This is a genomic window from Candidatus Streptomyces philanthi (genome assembly GCF_059553635.1).
Map to the genome: position 1 here is coordinate 1 of NZ_JCANQV010000033.1, position 17,938 is coordinate 17,938.

General features: G+C 69.9%; 12 protein-coding genes and 1 pseudogene. 3 read left to right on the top strand and 10 right to left on the bottom strand.

The features are described 5' to 3' along the window. From AC51EU_RS06705 to AC51EU_RS06730, 6 genes are all read right to left on the bottom strand, one after another. A partial coding sequence (locus AC51EU_RS06705; RefSeq protein ID WP_496265754.1) for a type I polyketide synthase occupies nt 1-2,020 on the bottom strand: 2,020 nt, incomplete at its 3' end. A 160-nt stretch (nt 2,021-2,180) separates the two neighbouring features. Then, on the bottom strand, nt 2,181-2,762 hold the full coding sequence (locus AC51EU_RS06710; RefSeq protein WP_496265735.1) for a carboxymuconolactone decarboxylase family protein: 582 nt from the start codon (nt 2,760-2,762) through the stop codon (nt 2,181-2,183). A 17-nt stretch (nt 2,763-2,779) separates the two neighbouring features. Beyond that, nucleotides 2,780-3,895, bottom strand: a complete 1,116-nt coding sequence (metX, locus tag AC51EU_RS06715) for a homoserine O-acetyltransferase MetX (RefSeq protein ID WP_496265736.1) — start codon at nt 3,893-3,895, stop codon at nt 2,780-2,782. Beyond that, complete coding sequence (locus AC51EU_RS06720; protein WP_496265737.1) at nt 3,892-5,229, bottom strand: bifunctional o-acetylhomoserine/o-acetylserine sulfhydrylase; 1,338 nt, start codon at nt 5,227-5,229, stop codon at nt 3,892-3,894. The genes metX and AC51EU_RS06720 overlap by 4 nt, the downstream gene beginning before the upstream one ends. Before the next feature lie 627 nt (nt 5,230-5,856). Then, nucleotides 5,857-6,852: a streptomycin biosynthesis protein gene (locus AC51EU_RS06725; RefSeq protein WP_496265738.1), complete on the bottom strand. Its 996-nt coding sequence runs from the start codon at nt 6,850-6,852 to the stop codon at nt 5,857-5,859. Between the two features lie 603 nt (nt 6,853-7,455). Then, nucleotides 7,456-8,832, bottom strand: coding sequence for an MmgE/PrpD family protein (locus AC51EU_RS06730; RefSeq protein WP_496265739.1), 1,377 nt, complete (start codon nt 8,830-8,832; stop codon nt 7,456-7,458). 288 nt (nt 8,833-9,120) lie between these two features. Between AC51EU_RS06730 and AC51EU_RS06735 the strand changes: the two genes are divergently transcribed. Beyond that, nucleotides 9,121-9,990, top strand: a complete 870-nt coding sequence (locus AC51EU_RS06735) for a class I SAM-dependent methyltransferase (RefSeq protein WP_496265740.1) — start codon at nt 9,121-9,123, stop codon at nt 9,988-9,990. An 87-nt stretch (nt 9,991-10,077) separates the two neighbouring features. Here AC51EU_RS06735 and AC51EU_RS06740 read toward each other — a convergent pair. The 4 genes and pseudogenes from AC51EU_RS06740 to AC51EU_RS06755 form a co-directional block, all read right to left on the bottom strand. Continuing rightward, nucleotides 10,078-12,206: pseudogene (locus AC51EU_RS06740) on the bottom strand (UvrD-helicase domain-containing protein). 79 nt (nt 12,207-12,285) lie between these two features. After that, complete coding sequence (locus AC51EU_RS06745; protein ID WP_496265741.1) at nt 12,286-14,442, bottom strand: AIPR family protein; 2,157 nt, start codon at nt 14,440-14,442, stop codon at nt 12,286-12,288. A 92-nt stretch (nt 14,443-14,534) separates the two neighbouring features. Further along, nucleotides 14,535-16,121, bottom strand: coding sequence for a serine/threonine-protein kinase (locus AC51EU_RS06750; protein ID WP_496265742.1), 1,587 nt, complete (start codon nt 16,119-16,121; stop codon nt 14,535-14,537). Nucleotides 16,122-16,245: 124 nt separating this feature from the next. Beyond that, a complete protein-coding gene (locus AC51EU_RS06755) occupies nt 16,246-16,737 on the bottom strand; it encodes an ATP-binding protein (RefSeq protein ID WP_496265743.1) in 492 nt (163 codons plus the stop codon). A gap of 110 nt (nt 16,738-16,847) precedes the next feature. Between AC51EU_RS06755 and AC51EU_RS06760 the strand changes: the two genes are divergently transcribed. Together AC51EU_RS06760 and AC51EU_RS06765 are read left to right on the top strand one after the other, a co-directional pair. After that, on the top strand, nt 16,848-17,696 hold the full coding sequence (locus AC51EU_RS06760) for a helix-turn-helix domain-containing protein (RefSeq protein ID WP_496265744.1): 849 nt from the start codon (nt 16,848-16,850) through the stop codon (nt 17,694-17,696). Beyond that, nucleotides 17,693-17,908: a DUF397 domain-containing protein gene (locus tag AC51EU_RS06765; protein WP_496265745.1), complete on the top strand. Its 216-nt coding sequence runs from the start codon at nt 17,693-17,695 to the stop codon at nt 17,906-17,908. Before AC51EU_RS06760 ends, AC51EU_RS06765 begins: the two co-directional genes overlap by 4 nt. The last annotated feature ends 30 nt before the right edge of the window (nt 17,909-17,938 follow it).

The following is a 17,938-nucleotide window of genomic DNA, read 5'->3' on the forward strand; positions in this document are numbered from 1 at the left end:
GGACCTCGTCCTCGGCGCCCGCGACCACCACCGACGACGGACCATTGACCGCGGCAAGCCCCGTACGCTCCCCGAGCAACGGCACCACCACCGACTCCGCGGCATTCACCGCCACCATCGCCCCGCCCGGCGGCAACGCCTGCATCAGCCGTCCGCGCGCCCCCACCAGCGTCACCGCGTCGTCCAGGGACAGGACTCCCGCCACGTGGGCGGCCGCGATCTCGCCGATGGAGTGCCCGAGAAGGAGGTCGGGGGTGATGCCCCACGACGACACCAGCCGGAACAACGCCACCTCGAACGCGAACAACGCCGGCTGCGTCACCCCCGTCTCGTCCAGCCCCTCCCCCGAAGAGACCGCCTCACGCAACGACAGTCCCTCGAACCGCTCGCACACCTCGTCGAAGGCCGCCGCGAACACCGGGAAACGCGCCGTCAGCCCGGCCCCCATCCCCGCGCGCTGCGCCCCCTGGCCGGCGAACAGGAAGCCCACGCCGCCCGGCACCAGCGGCTGGGCGCCCGTCACCCGTTTCAGCCGTGCCAGCAGCTCGTCGCGGTCGGTGCCGACCACCACCGCACGGCGGTCGAAGACCGTACGGGTCGTCGCCAGCGACAGGCCCACGTCCAGCGGGTGCCAGTCGTCCCGTCCCGCCAGGTGGCCGCGCAGCCGTCGTGCCTGGGCGTCCAGGGCGTCCTTGGTGCGGCCCGAGAGGACCCATGCGGTGGGCCGCGGTGTGTCGTCCGGGCGGGGTGTCGCGGGGGTGGGCGCGGGGGGTTCGGTCACCACCACATGGCAGTTGGTGCCGCCCATGCCGAAGGAGCTGACGCCCGCGATGAGCGGGGCGTTGCCGGCGGGCCAGGCGCCGGTCTCCTGCTGTACGGCGAGGCGGAGGGTGTCCAGGGGGATGTCGGGGTTCGGGGTGCGGTAGTTGAGGCTGGCGGGCAGGCTGCGGTGCCGGATGCTCAGGGCGACCTTGAGGAATCCGGCGATGCCGGCGGCCCCTTCCAGATGGCCGAGGTTGGTCTTGACCGAGCCGACGCGGAGGGTACGGCCGTTTCCGGCGGTGCCGACGACGGCCCCGAGCGCGGCGGCCTCGATCGGGTCGCCGACCTTCGTTCCCGTGCCGTGCAGTTCCACGTACTGCACGTCCGCCGGGTCGGTCCGGGCGTTCTCGTAGGCGAGGCGGAGCACCTCGCGTTGGGCCTGTTCGTCGGGGGTGGTCGCGGCGGCGCCGGCGCCGTGGCCGACGGCGCCGCCGAGGACGACGCAGTGGACGCGGTCCCCGTCGGCGACGGCCCGGTCGAGCGGTTTGAGGACGACGGCGCCGCCGCCCTCGCCGCGGACATAGCCGTTGGCGCGGGCGTCGAAGGTGTGGCAGCGCCCGTCCGGGGAGAGGCCGCCCCACTTGGCGGAGATCACGGAGGTCTCCGGGAGCAGGCTGAGGTTGATCCCGGCGGCGATGGCGGTCTCGGACTCGCCGTGGCGGAGGCTTTCGCAGGCCAGGTGGAGGGCGACCAGGGAGGAGGACTGGCCGGTGTCCACGACGAGGCTGGGGCCGGTGGTGCCGAGGAAGTACGAGAGGCGGTTGGCGATCATGCCGCGTTGGACGCCCGGCATGGTGTGCTGGGTGCTGGCGTCCACCGCGTCCCGGTAGACCAGGCGCGTGAAGTCGTCCCAGATGGAGCCGACGAACACCCCGACCCGGCGGCCGCGCAGCGCGCCGGGCCGCACCCGGGCGTCCTCCAGCGCCTCCCAACCGAGTTCGAGCATGAGGCGCTGCTGGGGGTCGGTCATCGCGGCCTCGCGCGGTGACAGGTGGAAGAAGGCCGGGTCGAAGCGGTCGATGCCGTCGAGGAACGATCCCCACCGGGAGGTCGTCCGGCCGGGTGCCGTGCGGTCGCTGTCGTGGAACGCGTCCGCGTCCCATCGGTCCGGTGGCACCTCGGTGATCGTGTCGCGGCCTTCGCGCAGGAGCGTCCACAGTTCCGCGGTCGTGGACGCCTGGGCGAACCGGCAGGACATGCCGACCACGGCGATCGCGCCTGCCGGGTTCGGGGGAACCTCAACGCTGGACGTCGTGTTGTGCACGGTCTTTCCCTTTTCTGACGCGGGGCGGGGGTGCGAGGGAATCCGGGGTGAACGTGCGGGACCGGGTGCGGCGGCGGGCGGGGCGGTCCCGCCGCTACCGGGGCAGGGAGCCGGTCCGCTGGTGGCCGGCGGCGGACAGGGCGTTGTCCAGCTCGCGCCGGTCGATGTCGATGTCGAGGGTGGTGTTGATCCGGGAGACGAGGAAGTACACGCCGACGAGGGCGATGATCTCGACGAGTTGCCGGTCGCCGCGTTCCTCGCGGACGCGGTCCAGCAGGGCGTCGTCGGCGCGGGTGCTGGCCGCGACCTCGGCGACGAGAGCCAGCAGGCCCTGCTGGGAACGGTCGAAGCAGGGGGCGGCGAAGTCGTGCGCGGAGAGTGCGGCGAGCTGGTCGGGGGCGACGCCGAACTCGGCGGCGAGTTGGGCGTGCTGGGCCCAGACGTAGTCGGAGGCGAAGCAGCGGGAGGCGGCGAGGATGGTCAGTTCCCGGTCGGTGTCGGGGAGTTCGCCCTCGGTGAGCTGGGTGGCCCCGAGGTGGGCGACCGCTTCGAGCAGGGCGGGGCTGTGCCCGAGCATGCGGAACACATTGAGCAGGGTGCCGTCCTGCGGGTCGCCGTAGATCGGTGTCGGCATGCGGAAGCCGGGGGCGAAGCGGGGGTAGGGGATGCGGGCCACGGGGGCTCCTTCCGGGGTCAGGCCAGGCTCAGGGTCGTGGTGAGCAGCGCGCCGACGGCCTCGGTCTCGGTGAGGAAGCCGTCGTGCCCCTGCCGGGAACGGATCACTTCCAGGCCGCGGCAGCCGGGCAGCTTGTCGGCCAGTTCGCGCTGGAGACGCAGGGGATAGAGGCGGTCGCTGTCGATCCCGGCGACCACGGCCGGTACGGGGCAGCCGGCCAGCGCGGCGTCCACCCCGCCGCGTCCCCGGCCGACGTCATGGCCGTTGAGGGCGCGGGTGAGGACCACATAGCTGGCCGGGTCGAAGCGGTCGACGAGCTTGCGTGCCTGGTGGCGCAGGTAGCTCTCCACGGCGTACAGGGGTTCGCCGGGGTGTTGGGGGGTGTTGCCGAAGCGGTCGTCGAGCTCGCGTTCGGTGCGGTAGGTGAGGTGGGCGATGCGGCGGGCCACGGCGAGCCCGGCGGTGGGGGCGCGGCCGGTGCCGTGGTAGTTGCCGTCCTGCCAGTCCGGGTCGCCGGTGATCGCCTCGATCTGGGTGGACTGGGTGCCGATCTGGTCGGCGGTGGCGCGGGCGCCGACGGCCAGGACGAGGGCGGCGCCGACGCGGTGCGGGTGGCCGATCGCCCACTCCAGGGCGCGGGCCCCGCCCATGGACCCGCCGACCACCGCGGCGAACCGGCGGACGCCGAGGGCATCGGCGAGCGCGGCCTCCGCGGCGACCTGGTCGCGCACGGTGATCCGAGGGAAGCGGCCGCCCCAGGCCCCGCCCGCGGGGTGCGGGGAGGCCGGGCCGGTGCTGCCCCGGCAGCCGCCGAGGACATTGGCGGCGAGGACGCACCAGGTCCGGGTGTCCAGCGGGCGGTGCGCGCCGACGAGCCCGTCCCACCAGCCGGGGGTGGGACGGCCGGGGCCGGCGGGCCCGGTGACATGGGCGTCGCCGGTGAGGGCGTGCAGCACCAGGACGACATTGCCGCGGTCCGCCGTGGGCCGGCCCCAGCACTGCACCGCCAGCCGTACGTCGGGCAGCCGCGCGCCGGACTCCAGCGTCAGCGGCCCGATGCCGACATGGCGCGGCCGGCCGTCGGGCGGGGGGAAGTCCGCCCGGGGCACGGGCCGCGCCAGGCCGACGGTCACTGTTCCGCCGCGGCGAACCCGGCCCGCAGGTCCGCCAGGATGTCGTCGATCGACTCCAGGCCGACCGACAGCCGTACGGTGGCGGGGGTGACGCCCGCGGTGAGCTGTTCCGCCGTGCTGAGCTGCCCGTGGCTGGTGGTCGCCGGGTGCAGCACCAGGGAGCGGACGTCGCCGATGTTGGCGACATGGCTGTGCAGGGTCAGCGCGTCGATGAAGCGGGTGGCGGCCTTCTCGCCGCCGGCCGCCTCGAAGGCGACGACGGCGCCGGTGCCGCGGGGGGCGAGCCGCTTGCCGCGCTCGTACCAGGGCGAGGACGGCAGGCCGGCGTAGGCGACGGACTCCACGCCGGGCTGTTCGGCGAGGAATGCGGCGACGGCGGTGGCGTTCTGTATGTGCCGTTCGACGCGCAGGCTGAGCGTTTCGATGCCCTGTCCCAGGAGGAAGGCGCTGAACGGGGAGATGGCGGGGCCGAGGTCGCGCAGCAGGGCGACCCGTGCCTTGATCGCGTAGGCGGGCGGGCCGAGTTCGGCGTAGACCAGGCCGTGGTAGCTGGGGTCGGGGGTGGTGAAGTCGTCGAAGCGGCCGGAGGCCCAGTCGAAGGTGCCGCCGTCGACGAGGACTCCGGCGATGGTGGTGCCGTGTCCGCCGAGGTACTTGGTCGCGGAGTGCACCACGATGTCGGCGCCGTGGCGCAGCGGCTGGATGAGGTAGGGGGTGGCGACGGTGTTGTCGATGAGCAGGGGGATGCCGTGCTCGTGGGCGACGGAGGAGACGCCTTCGATGTCGAACACGTCGTTGCGCGGGTTGGAGATGCTCTCCCCGAAGAACGCCTTGGTGTTCGGCCGGACCGCGGCCCGCCACTGGTCGAGGTCGTCGGGATCGTCGACGAAGGTGACCGTGATGCCGAAGCGCTTCAGGGTGTGCCGGAAGAGGGTGTAACTGCCGCCGTAGAGGCGCGGGCTGGAGACGATGTGGCCGCCCGACGCGGCGACGTTGAGGACGGCGGTGGCGACGGCGGCCTGCCCGGAGGAGAGCAGCAGTGCCGCCACGCCTCCTTCCAGGGCGGCGATGCGCTGCTCGATCGCGTCCTGGGTCGGGTTCATGATGCGGCTGTAGACGTTGCCGGTCTCCTCCAGCGAGAACAGCGCCCTGGCGTGGTCGGTGTTCTCGAAGGTGTAAGAGGTGGTCTGGTAGATCGGCAGTGCCCTGGCGTTGCTGGTGGGGTCCGACGTGTGTCCGGCGTGGATCTGCCGGGTCTCGAAGCCCCACGCTTCCGCGGGGTCGGGAACGGTGGCGTCATCGGGGGTGGCGGTCGGGTCGTCGGGAAGGGCCACGACTTTCCTCTCGTACGGCGGAGATCGGGGCGGCAATTCACCGGTGCGGGGCCGTGCGAGGGCCCGTCGGCATTGCCGGAGAATTCTGGGAAAACGGGAACGGGAGGGGAAATACGGACGCTTCCGCGCCGTTCCGTGAAGGATGCTAACGAGGTGTCCCGCAGTTCAACAGAGATGTCGTTCCGCAGTATTGAACGAGTTCAGCGGAGGGAAATTGAACGGTTCTCTTCGCACGATTTTGACATGCCGTTAATTCGGATTCGGCATACCGGGATGCGGCAGCGGACGGCAACCCTGGAAGAATGCCCTGCGGCGCTTCCGCATTGCCGCTGGTGGGATGGTGCGCGCGAGGGAGGAAGCGCGGGAAAGGGAAAGCGGGCGCCTCCGGAGTGTTCTCCGGAGACGCCCGCGAGGGACGGGGATCGGGTAGGGCCTTCCGCCCCCTTTCCGTTGGTCGTTACGAGGGTTTCGCCGGGGGCGGGAGCTACGGCGGGAAGGGGAATTCCATGGAATCACCGGGCGACACGGCGGGGAATCCGGGGCGTCGGGTTCCTTCCGGGGCCGGTGGGGTCGGCGAGCAGTCGTGGCGGACCGGACCAGCCGCCCCGGGGCGGACATCCGCGCGGGTCAGGCCATCTGGCGCCGCCGCTGTTCCAGTTCCTTGGCCATCTCCAGCCACCGTTCCCCGCAGCGGCGGACGAACACGGCGACCAGGCCGGCGCAGTGCGCGGGCACATTGCTGAGCAGTTCGGCGTGGTCCTCGGTGCCCGAAGCCTGCTGGTGCAGCCAGCGCAGCAGCAGGCGTCCGGCCTCGGTGAACCGCAGCGCCGGGTCCTTGGCCAGGGTCTGCAGAAGGGCGTCGAGTTCGTCCTGGCCGAGTCCGTCCGCGCGCGGCGGCACCGCGCGCACCGGGGAGCCGCGCCGCCCGGAGGGCACGGGGTCGTCGCCCCGGTCGAGCCGGCGGCGCACATCGAGCACCGTCGCCGGGGACAGTCCGACGATCCCGGCGATCTGCCGCAGCGACGCGCTCGGGTCGCTCGTCATCAGCTCGCCCGCCAGCCGGCGGCCCGCCGCGCTGCTGAGCGGCCGGGCCCTGCCGTCGCGGCCTATGCGCACGTTCGACTGCGGTCGTGCCGCGTTTGAACGGTGCCGCAGCGCGGCGACCGTCCGCGCGGACAGTCCCACCACCGCCGCGATGGACCGGTCCGACCACTGGGGGTGCGAGTCGATGATCCGGTCGGCGGCGACCATCCGCTCCGCCTTGGACAGGGGCAGGCCGTGCGTGGTGTTGGCCTCGACGGACAGGACGTACGCGTCCTGCGCGCTGCCGAGGAAGAAGCGCACCGCGATGTCGGTGTCACCGCGCAGTTCGGCGGCCCGCAGCCGGTGGGCACCGTCGATCACACGCATCGTCGCGCGGTGCACGACGATCGGGGGCAGTTCGGCGCCGGCCTCGGCCAGCACCTGGCAGTGCTCGGCGTCGGCACCGCTCAACCGGGGCGAATCGCCCGCCGACAGTGCGGCGATCGGCACCCGTACCGGGTCCATGAGGCAGTCCGGCAGGGCACGGCCGGGCGCCGCGACGCGCGGGCCGGGCGCGGTCGGGGTCGTCTCGTCGCCCATGGATCAGCGCCTCCTGGTGAGGCCGCCCGGCGTGCGCGGCGGCGGTATTCGTCGCATACGGCCGCGAACAATCGTCGCGGCCCACCGTTCCCCTAACCTGACAAGCAATTGATCCCCCAAGGGCTCATTCGCCGTACGGCGGAAACCCGCGCTCCCACCGCGGCGCTGCTTCACCTGGCGTGAACATACACATCGCCACGGCAGCCGTGTCAACCAGCCAAATGCGTGCGGAATTCCGACCACCAGAGGCCCGGGCGGCGGTCACGCGGCAGGGCTCCGTCGCCCTTGAGGCTGTAGACAGAATTGATACTATCCAGGTCTACACCAGCGACATATTCGTGAGCACCCGTTACCGCCGGCCTCAATTCCAACCCCCGGACGCACGGAGGAAGTCGCACCCCCACAGGATGGTGTGACGAGTGTCATATACATGCACGCCGTGTTCCGGCCCGCGCGACCGAATGGCGAGACGGGGCAACGGGAGAGGAACGGACCGTCCGGATCATGGACGGTTGACCGGGGAGGACCGGCCGCCGAACGAAAAAACAAAGGCGCGCCCCACGGAATCCGTGGGGCGCGCCTTTGCCGGGAAGCGCGTACGGCTCAGCCGGCGACCGGTGGTGACGCGGCCTTCCAGGCGGGCGCCAGGACGTCGGCCACGACGCGGTCCGGGTCACCGAGACCGTCGAGCACCGCACCGGTCACGTCCTCCGGCACCGCGAGGGTCATCGTCTCCTGCCACTTGCTCCGCAACTCGCCGTCCCCGAGGGGGAAACCGGGGTCGCCCGGCGCCGCGGTGAACAGTTCCTCGGCCTGCCGGCCGTCGGTGGTCGTCACCCGTACGCGCGAGGGGTACGCGGCCGGGGGCGCGTCGTCGAGGTCGGGGGCGTGCAGCAGCCGGACCTTGCGGGCAAGGGCGGTACGGCGGGGATCGCCGAGGCGCGCCTCGCTGATCTGCCGCGCGCCCGCGGCCCCGTCCAGCGCGATCGCGGCGAGCACATGCGGGAAGCTGTACTGGGCGTGCTCCAGCGTCCGCGGGTCGGCCTCGGCCAGGAACAGGGCCCCCTTGTGGGTGTGCACCTCGATCTCCTCGATCTCGCTCGCGTCGATGCCGAGTTGGCGTACGAGCACACCGAGTCCGTGTGCGGCCGCGTGGATGTAGCGGCAGCAGGCGTAGCGCTTGAAGTACGTCCGGCCGCTCTCGAAGACCTCGCCGACGCTGGTGACGAAGGTGTTGTCCTCGGCGCCCGGGACATCGAAGGGTGTCGCCGCGAAGCCCGGCAGGGCGGGCGGGTCATAGCCGTCCGGCAGACGGAGGAAGCCGGCTTCGGCCAGCTCCGCCGCCGCGACACCGGCCGAAGCGCCCCAGCCGATGGACTCCTTGGCCATCGGCAGCGCGAACGTGGCCATCGGCGCGTGCTGCCACGCCAGAACGAGCGCCCGGGTGGTCGCCTCGGCGTCCAGCCCCCGCAACCGGGCGGCGGCCGCGGCGGCGCCCAGGGTCCCGGCCGTACCGGTGCAGTGGTACCAGTCCCCCGCGTGCCGGGGCCACAGCAACGCTCCGGCGCGCAGCGCCACTTCGTACCCGGCGATCTGCGCGGTCACGACCTCCCGGACGGTGGCCGTGGCCGGCGCGGTGGCGAGGGCCGCCGCGACCACGACCGACCCGGGATGGATGCCGCCCCCCAGGTAGTGCCCGTCCTCGAAGTCCAGCGCGGTGGCCGCCGTCGCGTTGGCGAACGCGGCCCTGACCGGGTCCGCGAAGCCGCCCGCGGCCAGCGGGGCGTCACCGGGACTGGTCCGCGCATGGTCCGCGGCCAGCCCGGCGGCGGTCGTCCCCGCCCCGCCGAACATCACCGCCACCACGTCCCGCAGCGCGTCAACCGCCCTTGTCCGTACAGCCTCGGGTACGTCCCCCCACCCCACACCACTGACCCAGGAGCCGATGCGACGGGAGAGACCAGAAGAGTTCTCAGACACGGACCGATTGTGTTGCGCACCTTCCGGCGTCGACAAGTACGGACTTATTTGTCCATAGGGCCGGGAGGTGTACCACCCCCACGCCGTCGGCCACCGAAATCCCCCGCGCGCCACGCCGTGGTCCGGCAGCCCGCCCCGGCCCGAACGCCGGGGAGTCGACGACGTCCACCCGCATCGAGGACCCGCCACCCAGAAATGCCCCATCGATATCGATTCGAAATTGTCAGGGTATTGGGGAATTTTTCTTTTTCTGTTATGATGTCATGAAACAGCATTACGGTGTCCGGCATGGAAAAGAACGCGAACAGCACCGCCTTGATGGCCGCCGCCGCGCGGGCCGCTCATCTCCTGGTCGACCGGCCGCCGTTGGTCTTCAACGACACCCTCGCCGAAGCACTGCTCGGCGCACAGGCAGGGGAACTCCTCGGGCACCACCGCACGCACGGGGACCACTTCATCCTGGCCGCCGCCCGCGCACAGGCCGTCTGCCGCAGCCGCTACTCCGAGGAACGCGTCGAACGCGCCCTCCGCTCCGGCATCGACCAGTACGTGGTCCTCGGCGCCGGGCTCGACACCTTCGCGTACCGGGCCACACCCGCCCCGCACGTCCGCGTCTTCGAGGTCGACCGGCCCGCCGCACAACGGGAAAAGCGGGACCGGCTGGCGGCCGCACACATCCCCGTTCCCGCCCATGTCACCCATGTGCCACTCGACTTCGAGGAAAAGACACTCGCCGACGGCCTCCGCGACCACGGCTTCGACCCGCACCGCCCGGCCGTCGTCACCTGGCTGGGCGTCAGCATGTACCTCAGCGCGGAGGCCGTCGCCCGGACGCTCGGTGCACTCGGGTCCTTCGCCCCGGGCACGGAGATCGTCATGGACTACATCCTGCCGAGGCCCCTACGGGCCCCCGCCGCCCAGCAGTACGTCGACGCCATCTCCGCCTTCGCCGCCGGCCAGGGCGAACCTTGGCACAGCTGCTTCACCCCCGACGACCTCACCACCCTGCTGACCACCCACGGCTTCACCCAGATCGAACACATCCGCCAACACGACATGCTCGACCCCGCCCTGTGGAACCGGCAGGACGCCCTGACACCCCTCGACCTGTCCCGCATCGTCTGCGCCCGGACGGCCGGTCAGGGGCGGCCCGCCTGAAGGAAAGACCGGGCAGCGAAGCAGATCCGGTGACGTTGGCCAAGCACAGCAGCTACGGCAGAGATCAGGAACTGCCGCGCACCACGGCTACAGAACCGATTCCGCCAAGAACAGGCTCGGCCTCCCGGACCACGATACGTACAGTCCGTCGCGGGCCCGGGTACAGGCCACGAACAGCAGGCACCGCTCTGCCAACAGGTCTGCCTCGTGCTGAAATCGGTCGACGTCGGGGGCGGTCACCGCCGCGGGGAACGGCAGAGCTCCGTCGTGCACCCCGACGACGGCCACGCAACGATATTCCAGGCCCTTGAAGGAATGCATGGTGCCGACATTGACGGCGTCCGACGCCATGGGGGTGTCACCGCGCACCCGGAAGGCCGGGATACCGGCGGAAACGAGGGCTTCGGCCGCACGGTCGCATGTCTTGTTGAACCGGCCGCTCACCCCGATCTCACCGGCAGGGATGCCGCTGTCGAGCCAACCGCCGACACGCTTGACCAGAGCTTCCAGTTCGGCTTCCGGGGAGGGGGCCTCGTACGCCTCCGGCCTGTTGCCGTGCAAGGCGGAGCGGTAGCCCAGCAAGGTCTCGTTGCGTCCCTCCTCGGCAAGTTCCTCGAACCTGCGGCCGTGGAGGAGAGCGGTGGACCAGCTGAGGATCTCGTGGGTGGAACGGTAGTTCTTGCGCATCTTGGTCGACCGTCCTGCCACCTTGATCCCGATGGCCTTCAAGGACACCTTCGTGTCGTAGATCCGCTGGTGCGGGTCACCCGCAATGAACAGGTCATCAGGCCGCTCCGGGGCAGCGGCACGCAAGAGCCTCCACTGAGCGGGATGAAGATCCTGCGCTTCGTCGACGACGACGTGCCGGTAGCGCGGGCCGCTTGCTCGGAGCAGGTCGGCCGCCTCGACGCAGGTGCCCAGATAAGTGCGCAGCCCATCGGTGGCGAGTCGCTCCATGAAATGCTGGACGGCATGCCAGACCAGGGGGCGAGCTGCGACGGGCAGGGCGCTACCGCGCCCCTTGCGCTCGGCGCGCTCGTACTCCTCACAGGTGCGGATGTTCTGCGCGAGGACGACGTGCTTGTACTCCTGGGCCAGGAACTGCGCGGTTCCGGTGAAACCGGTGGCCCGAGCAGCCTCCTCCCAGCAGGCTTGTTCCTCGTGGGCGCGCAGTGGCCGCCTCGATGTCGGCGCTACGCGGCCGGCGAACGCATCGACGGTCATGATGTCCACCCGGTCACGCAGCGCCTCGTCCTCCACAAGGGTGGCAAGACCGGTGCGCAGCGCCGCGACGAGTGCGTTGGTGTACGTGGTCAGCAGAATGCGGTCGTCGTCACGGAGGTGCCGCAGCAGGTGGCGTACCCGGTGGAGTGCGACGACCGTCTTACCGGTGCCCGGCCCGCCGGTGACCTGGGCAGGGCCGGAGTAGGAGGCCCGGTAGGCCACCTTGGCTGGGACGGGTGCAGGAAGACGCGCCAGGCGGCGAAGGGCTTGTCGAGGATGTCGCGGAGTTCGTCGGAGACGGTGACGAACGCGATCCGGGTACGGGTGCGCTGAATGGCCGCTTCGTAGTCCGTGGGGTCCACGGGCTCCACCGACTGGTTCGCCAGGTTCACCGCGACCACGTCCCGCCAGACGTCTTCCACACTGAAACCGGCGGCCAGATACTCCAGGACCTCGCGCTGGTCCTGCGGGAAGAACGGCGCGAACACCTCCAGCTGCTCCGGCGTCGTCAGCGCCCGTGCCTGCCGCACGGTCGTGGCGTCGATGCCGAGGGCGGCCAGATCACCGTCGGAGAACTTGGCGAAGAGACGCTCCTCGGGTGCGGGCGCAATCCGCTCGTAGGTGGGCGTGAGCTCGTCGAGCATGGTGATGTCGCGGATCTCCACGGCCCGGGTGACCGTGTTGATGCTGGCCTTCTGCTTGACCGCCCAGGCGATCGCCTTGTCGTGCGGCATGACGCGGAGCAGGACGAACGTGTCTCCGCTCTCGGGTGCGAGGACGACTCCGCGAGTGCCTTGGTCGATGCGTATGGTGCGGATGTGGGGGTCGCGGGCCTGTTTGAGGGACTCCAGCTTCAGGCCCGGGTCCTTGAACAGCTGCTCCAGGCTGAGGCGTTCGAACTTCTCCCAGGCATCGAAGACACCTTGTTTCACAGAGGTCTGGAGCTTGCCGAGCTGCGCGCAGAAGCCGACGTCGAAGGCAAGGCGGGGCATGGCGGGTCGTTCTCCTCACTCGGGTCCGGGGCACGCTCGATCCGCGCGCCCCGCCCGGCTTTCGTCAGTCGCGTGCGGTCTATTCGTCCTCGTCGGGTTCCTCCAGCTCGCCCAGCACCCGCCAGGCAAGATCGGCGAGGGTCTCCCCGGTGGCGGTCACCCAACGGGCGGTGCCCTGAACGGCTACGGGTCGCTTCTCCCATTCGGCCAGCTCCCACATCCGGGTGATCAGACCGGACGGTGAGTACTGCTTGCCGTCGGCCGCCCAGAGGACCGGCTTGGTGCGGTGCCTGGTCCAGGTGGCCCGACCACGCTTCTCGTCCTGGGCCAGCCAGTCCTTGAGGGCTTCGGTCTCCGTGAGGTAGGCGGTGGAGAGGGAGAGGGGGGCACCCTCTTCAAGCGCGGCCTGGTCGATGAGAACGCGCACCGCATTGGGGCGCCGGGGCTTGCGCTGTGCCGGAACCCGACGGTACTTGTCCGACGAGGAACCTTCTTGCGGCTCTTCCCCGGCGAGCAACACATGACGCACAACGCCCCGGCAACGGTCGACATCCGCGCACACGGCCCGGATCTGCGAACGGACGCCGTAGAGTTCGTCGATCGCCCCGGCAACCGAGGGCAACAGCTCCTTCACCAGGCCGGGTACCTGCTCCACGGCAGCGGCCGACCAGGTCTGCTCGGGGTCGGGCTCGTCGATGTTCTCCGTGTCGATACGGCGGAAAACGAGGTGGGTGAGCAGGTAGAGGCCATGCTCCGTGAGTGCTGCCCCCCGTCCCTCGTACGCCGGGCGCAGGACGTGAAGGGTGCGGCGCACCTCCCGAAGTATCCGGATGCTGTTCCACAGTAGGTAGGCACTGGGCTGGGGCCGGAACAGCACGTCATAGATGCCTTGCGAGCCCCGTTCCCAGAGCACGTCGAGCGTGGTGGCCATCCTGGCGACGTATTGGCTGTCGGGGTGAGCACAAGCGAGCGCACAGGCCGCTTCGACCACGGAGCAACCGGTGTCCTCCGTGGGGTCCAGTTCGCTCCGACGAACGCTGTATTCCAGGCCGAGTTCGGCCCTCATCTCCTCCATGATCGCGGCCTGTACCGGATCAAGTGCGATGAAGTCGCGTGCCTCGACCCTGTTCTGCCGGTTCGTGGCCTGAGTGGTCCGCTTGGCGAAGTCCTCGGCCTTGCCCGTGACAATGATGCGGACACCCACCTGGCCATACGCAGCGGTGTCATCGGCAGCGATGGCCTCGGCCACCGACCGGACGGTCTGGGCACCGTTGACCACGCTGGCGTTGTGGAGCCTCAAAGTGATGGGCCGTGCCTGAGGGTTCCGGATCGCCTGATGGACCCTTTCCACCGACTCGCACAGCACGGTGACGCCGTTGTTGAAATACCAGAAGTTCTCGGGTTCATCGGTAAGAGTGCCGATCAGCTCGTTGTTGATCGGTGTTCGCCCGAGCGGATTGCGGATGTTCAGGCTGAACAAATTCGCTCCGTGCTCCGTCCATTGGGCCACCTGCTCCGCCTGGACGACGCCTTGGAACGATTCGTACGGAGTGCTGATGGCGAACCAGGGAAAGAGGTCGGCCGAAAGCTGGACCGGCCGAGGCGCAAGGTCCTCACGCACGGAGGCCCAGACCTCGGGCGCCAGGATGATCCGATGGTTCAGCACGTCACCGTGACGGTTGAACTCCTTCTCACCGTCGATCAGGGCGTGCCGGAAGCCCTCACTCACCTCGTCCGCCCGCATGAGGACGGCGACCTGGGTCACCGGCGTGGGGCCCTTGGACATGACGGCCTTGGCGTACTCGGCCAACTGCCGACCGCGCGGGTTGAACGCGGCGAAGTCCTCGTCGTCGATGAGCCTCAACCCGGCGAGCAGCTCCCAGACCGTTTCCCGCTCCCCCTTGGCCTTCCCGTCCTTGCTCCACTTCGCTTGGACCAGATAGACGTGCGGGTCGGGCCCGTCCACCACGGCGATGGCATCGATGCCCTTGTCCGCGATGCCGTCGATCACCGTGAGAGCCGCTTCCTGAGGGCTGAAACCGGTGACGATCCGTACGGCCTGGGCCGTCAATGCCCGCGAGAGCATGCGCTTCTCACGGTCCTCGGCCGACTTGCCGACCAGGTCACTGCCGTCGATCAGTTCCGTGTCCAGATAGACGGATTTCAGGGCCTGCTTCACCTGGCGAACCTGAAGGATCACGTCCGGCTTTTCGGTCGAGGTGTGCTTCCTGGTCATACTTCTTCCTTCCCCGGGCGTACGCCGGCGTGGTTCGCGGCCTACCGACGGGAAAATCGTTACATAAGCGGCAGGCTGATGGTGTTGCGCTCTCAGGACCCCGCCCCATCGAGATCGAGCCGGATCAACGCCAGCGCCTCCGCTATCTCCAGCGTCATCTCGTCGTCCGGTCCGAAGACCACGCACAGGTCCTCGTGGAGGGGCTCCAGAATCTTCCGGGCCTCGGCCGTCCGTCCCTGCGCGAGCAGCAGCATCCCGATGTCGCGCCGCAGTTCGACGGCCTCCTCACTGACGTCGCTGTCGACGGACCGTACGACGTCGAGGACGGACCACAGCGTGCCGAGCGCCTCGGTCACCTGTCCGAGTTCGGCACGGCAGCGCGCGGCCTGGGCCTGACAGGCGCGGGCCGGTTCACTGGTCGGGCCGTTGATCCGGGCGTAGGCGTCGGCGAGCGCGTCGAACTCGGGCAGGGCGGCCCGGTAGTCACCGCCGAGGAGGCGGATCGCGGCCCGCTGGGTGCGCAGCTCCAGCACCTGGCGGCTTTCCTGGCCGAGCACGCGGGCGGCCGGTTCGATCACCTCGCCGAGCACCTCGGCGGCCTGGGCGAACCGCCACTCCTCCAAGAGGGCGTCGGAGTGCGCGTACGCCTCTTTGATCTCCTCGCGGAGTGCGTCCGGCGCAGGCGCCGGTGTCGGTGGCACGGTCGGCCTGCCGGTCTCACCGGCCACCCACGGACCGGTCCGGGCACGGGCGCGGGGAGCGTACGGATGGCGGAAAAGCCTCGTCGGGTCGGGCACGTCAGGCGGGCAGGACTCCACGGGCGCCGGGTCGGTGCCGGGAGATGGCAGATAGGACCGCAGCCGCTCGTACACCTCCTGGATGTCGGCGGGCCGTGCCTCCGGCGCCTTGCGCAGCAGGTGCAGGACGAGCTCCTCCAGCGCCGCCGGTACGTCGGCGCGCAGCTCGCGCAACGGCGTGGGAGCGGCGTTGACGTGCTGGTACATGACCAGGTACTCACTGTCCGCACTGAACAGCGAGTGGCCGCCGATCAGTTCGTGGAGGATGCAGCCGAGTGCGTACATATCGGTCTGCGGGGTGATCCGGCCGCCGCGCACCTGCTCCGGGGACATGTACTGAGACGTACCGATCGGCGTCCCCGTGGCAGTCAGCTTGGTCACGTCGGTGCGCAGGATGGCCGCGATGCCGAAATCGAGGACCTTCACCGTCCCGTCGCGGGCGATGAGGATATTGCTCGGCTTGAGGTCGCGGTGTATGGCCGGCACTTCGTGGGCATATGACAGGACCGTCGCCACCTGCGCGGCGACGGCAGCCGCCCAGCTGACGGGCAGAGGGTGTCCGGAGCGGAGGTACGCGGACAGCGGTGCGCCGTCGACCAGCTCCATCACAAGGAAGAGATGCTCGTACGAGTCGTCGAGCACCGCGTCGTACACCTGCGGCACGCCGGGATGCTGGATGCGCGCGGTGATGCGTGCCTCACGGCGGAAGCGCTTGGCGAACTCCTCCGCGAGCTGGGAGGAGGTGATGGACTGCTGCCGGATCAGCTTCACCGCCACCGGCCGGTCGAGCACGGCGTCATAGCCGCGCCATACGTCGCCCATGCCGCCGTGGTTGAGTTCTTCCAGCAGTTCGTAGCGTCCGGCGATCACCTGCTGCGGCACCCTTGCCCCCGTTGCGTCCGTGCGCCGGCCGTACGCTCACAAGGGTGGTAGGTCGGCTCTCTGGCCGGGGACAAGTCTCGTGGACAGCGCAATCCTCGTCCAGGCAGATGGCCGAAAATAGCGTTTATGGTCGATGGGGGATCGCCTCCGCCTTCTTCCGGGGAAGCGTGTATTCGGCCCAGACCGTCTTGCCGGGGCCGCCACAGTTCCGGGGGCACCATCCCCACCGGTCGGCGAGGTTGTCCACCAGCAGCAGGCCCCGCCCGTCCGTGCGATCGGCTCCCGGGAGCCCTTCGGGAGGTTGTGGGAGCTGCTCTCCGCGGGTGTCGGTGACCTCGATGCGTACGCGGCTCTCGTGGCTCGTGAGCCGCAGCCGGAAGTCCCGTCCGGGGACCCGGCCGTGCTGGACGGCGTTCGCGCCGAGTTCGGCCACGAGGAGGGTGAGCGTGTCATGGGCCTCCGTGCCGTACGGAATGCCCCAGGTGTCGAGCCGCTCCGCGGACAGCCGTCGGGCGAGGCGGGCGCCGCGCGGCGTGGAGCTGAACCGCATCTCGAAGTGATGCGTGGAGCTGGTGGGTTGTGTGTGGGTGGCGGCGTCAACCGGCTGAGTGGTCATGTGCTCAGCGTGGAGCGCGGTGCCGTAGCGTGACCATGGGTGACGCGCAGTCGCGTACTGCTTGTACGCGACGGTCGGCGCGGTGTACGTGCGCAGGAGGGACGACGGGGATGCATGACGCGGCAGAGCGGGAGCCCGCGGGGCGGCGGCCCGAGGACATGCCCAGCTCCGGGGTGGTACTGGCCTTCGGCCGACAGTTGAAGCTGCTGCGCCTACGGGCCGGGCTCGACCGCCATGCCTTCGGCAAGCTGGTGGGGTACGCGGCCCAGTCGATTGCCTCGTTCGAACAGGGGCGGCGCATTCCACCACCGCGGCTCATCGACCGGGCGGACGAGGTCCTGGGGGCCGAGGGCGTGCTCCTGGCGTTGAAGGAGGAGGTGGAGCGGGCACAGTACCCGGCGTTCTTCCGGAGCATGGCGCGTCTGGAAGCAGAGGCGGTCGAACTGTGCGCGTACGACACACATGTGGTCAACGGGCTGTTGCAGACAGAGGAGTACACACGAGCGCTCCTCACCATGCGGCGTCCCCTTCTGGATGAGGAGACGATCGAGACGCGCGTTTCGGCTCGGCTTGCTCGGCATGACATCTTCAACCGCTGGCCGGCTCCACTGCTGAGTTTCGTCGTGGAGGAGTCGGTCCTCCGGAGGAGGCTCGGTGGTAAAGCGGTCCTCCAGGGCCAGCTTGAGCACATGCTCCTGATCGGCCACAAACGAAACGTGGAACTCCAGGTGATGCCGCTCGACCGGGAGGACAACGCAGGGGTCGACGGACCGTTCACCGTGGTCACACGCAAAAGCAACGAACAACTCGTGTACATGGAAGTACAAGGACGCAGCAGCCTTCTGACCGATCGCGACGAGGTTCGGCTGGCCGCGGCACGCTATGGAATCATCCGGAGCCAGGCTCTCAATCCACGAGAGACCTTGAGCTTCATCGAAAAGTTGCTGGGAGAGCTATGAAGACCACAGAGAACTCGCCCACGTGCTCAACGCTCAGATGGTTCAAGAGCAGCTATAGCGGCGCCGAGGGTGGGCAGTGCATCGAGGTCGCCGATACGGCTGGCACCGTACACGTTCGGGACTCCAAGCGGCCCGGTGGCCTCATATTGGCTGTGGGACGTGAAGCATGGGCCGAGTTCGTCGGGATGGCGTCCGGCCCGCAGACACATTGAAGTCCGGGGTCCCGTCGGGTTCACCTGCCG

Bases quoted from the DNA above. Each gene is read 5' to 3' on its own strand.
- AC51EU_RS06725 (WP_496265738.1), bottom strand. From the start codon at position 6,852: ATGGGCGACGAGACGACCCCGACCGCGCCCGGCCCGCGCGTCGCGGCG.
- AC51EU_RS06735 (WP_496265740.1), top strand. From the start codon at position 9,121: ATGGAAAAGAACGCGAACAGCACCGCCTTGATGGCCGCCGCCGCGCGG.
- AC51EU_RS06745 (WP_496265741.1), bottom strand. From the start codon at position 14,442: ATGACCAGGAAGCACACCTCGACCGAAAAGCCGGACGTGATCCTTCAG.
- AC51EU_RS06755 (WP_496265743.1), bottom strand. From the start codon at position 16,737: ATGACCACTCAGCCGGTTGACGCCGCCACCCACACACAACCCACCAGC.
- AC51EU_RS06760 (WP_496265744.1), top strand. From the start codon at position 16,848: ATGCATGACGCGGCAGAGCGGGAGCCCGCGGGGCGGCGGCCCGAGGAC.
- AC51EU_RS06765 (WP_496265745.1), top strand. From the start codon at position 17,693: ATGAAGACCACAGAGAACTCGCCCACGTGCTCAACGCTCAGATGGTTC.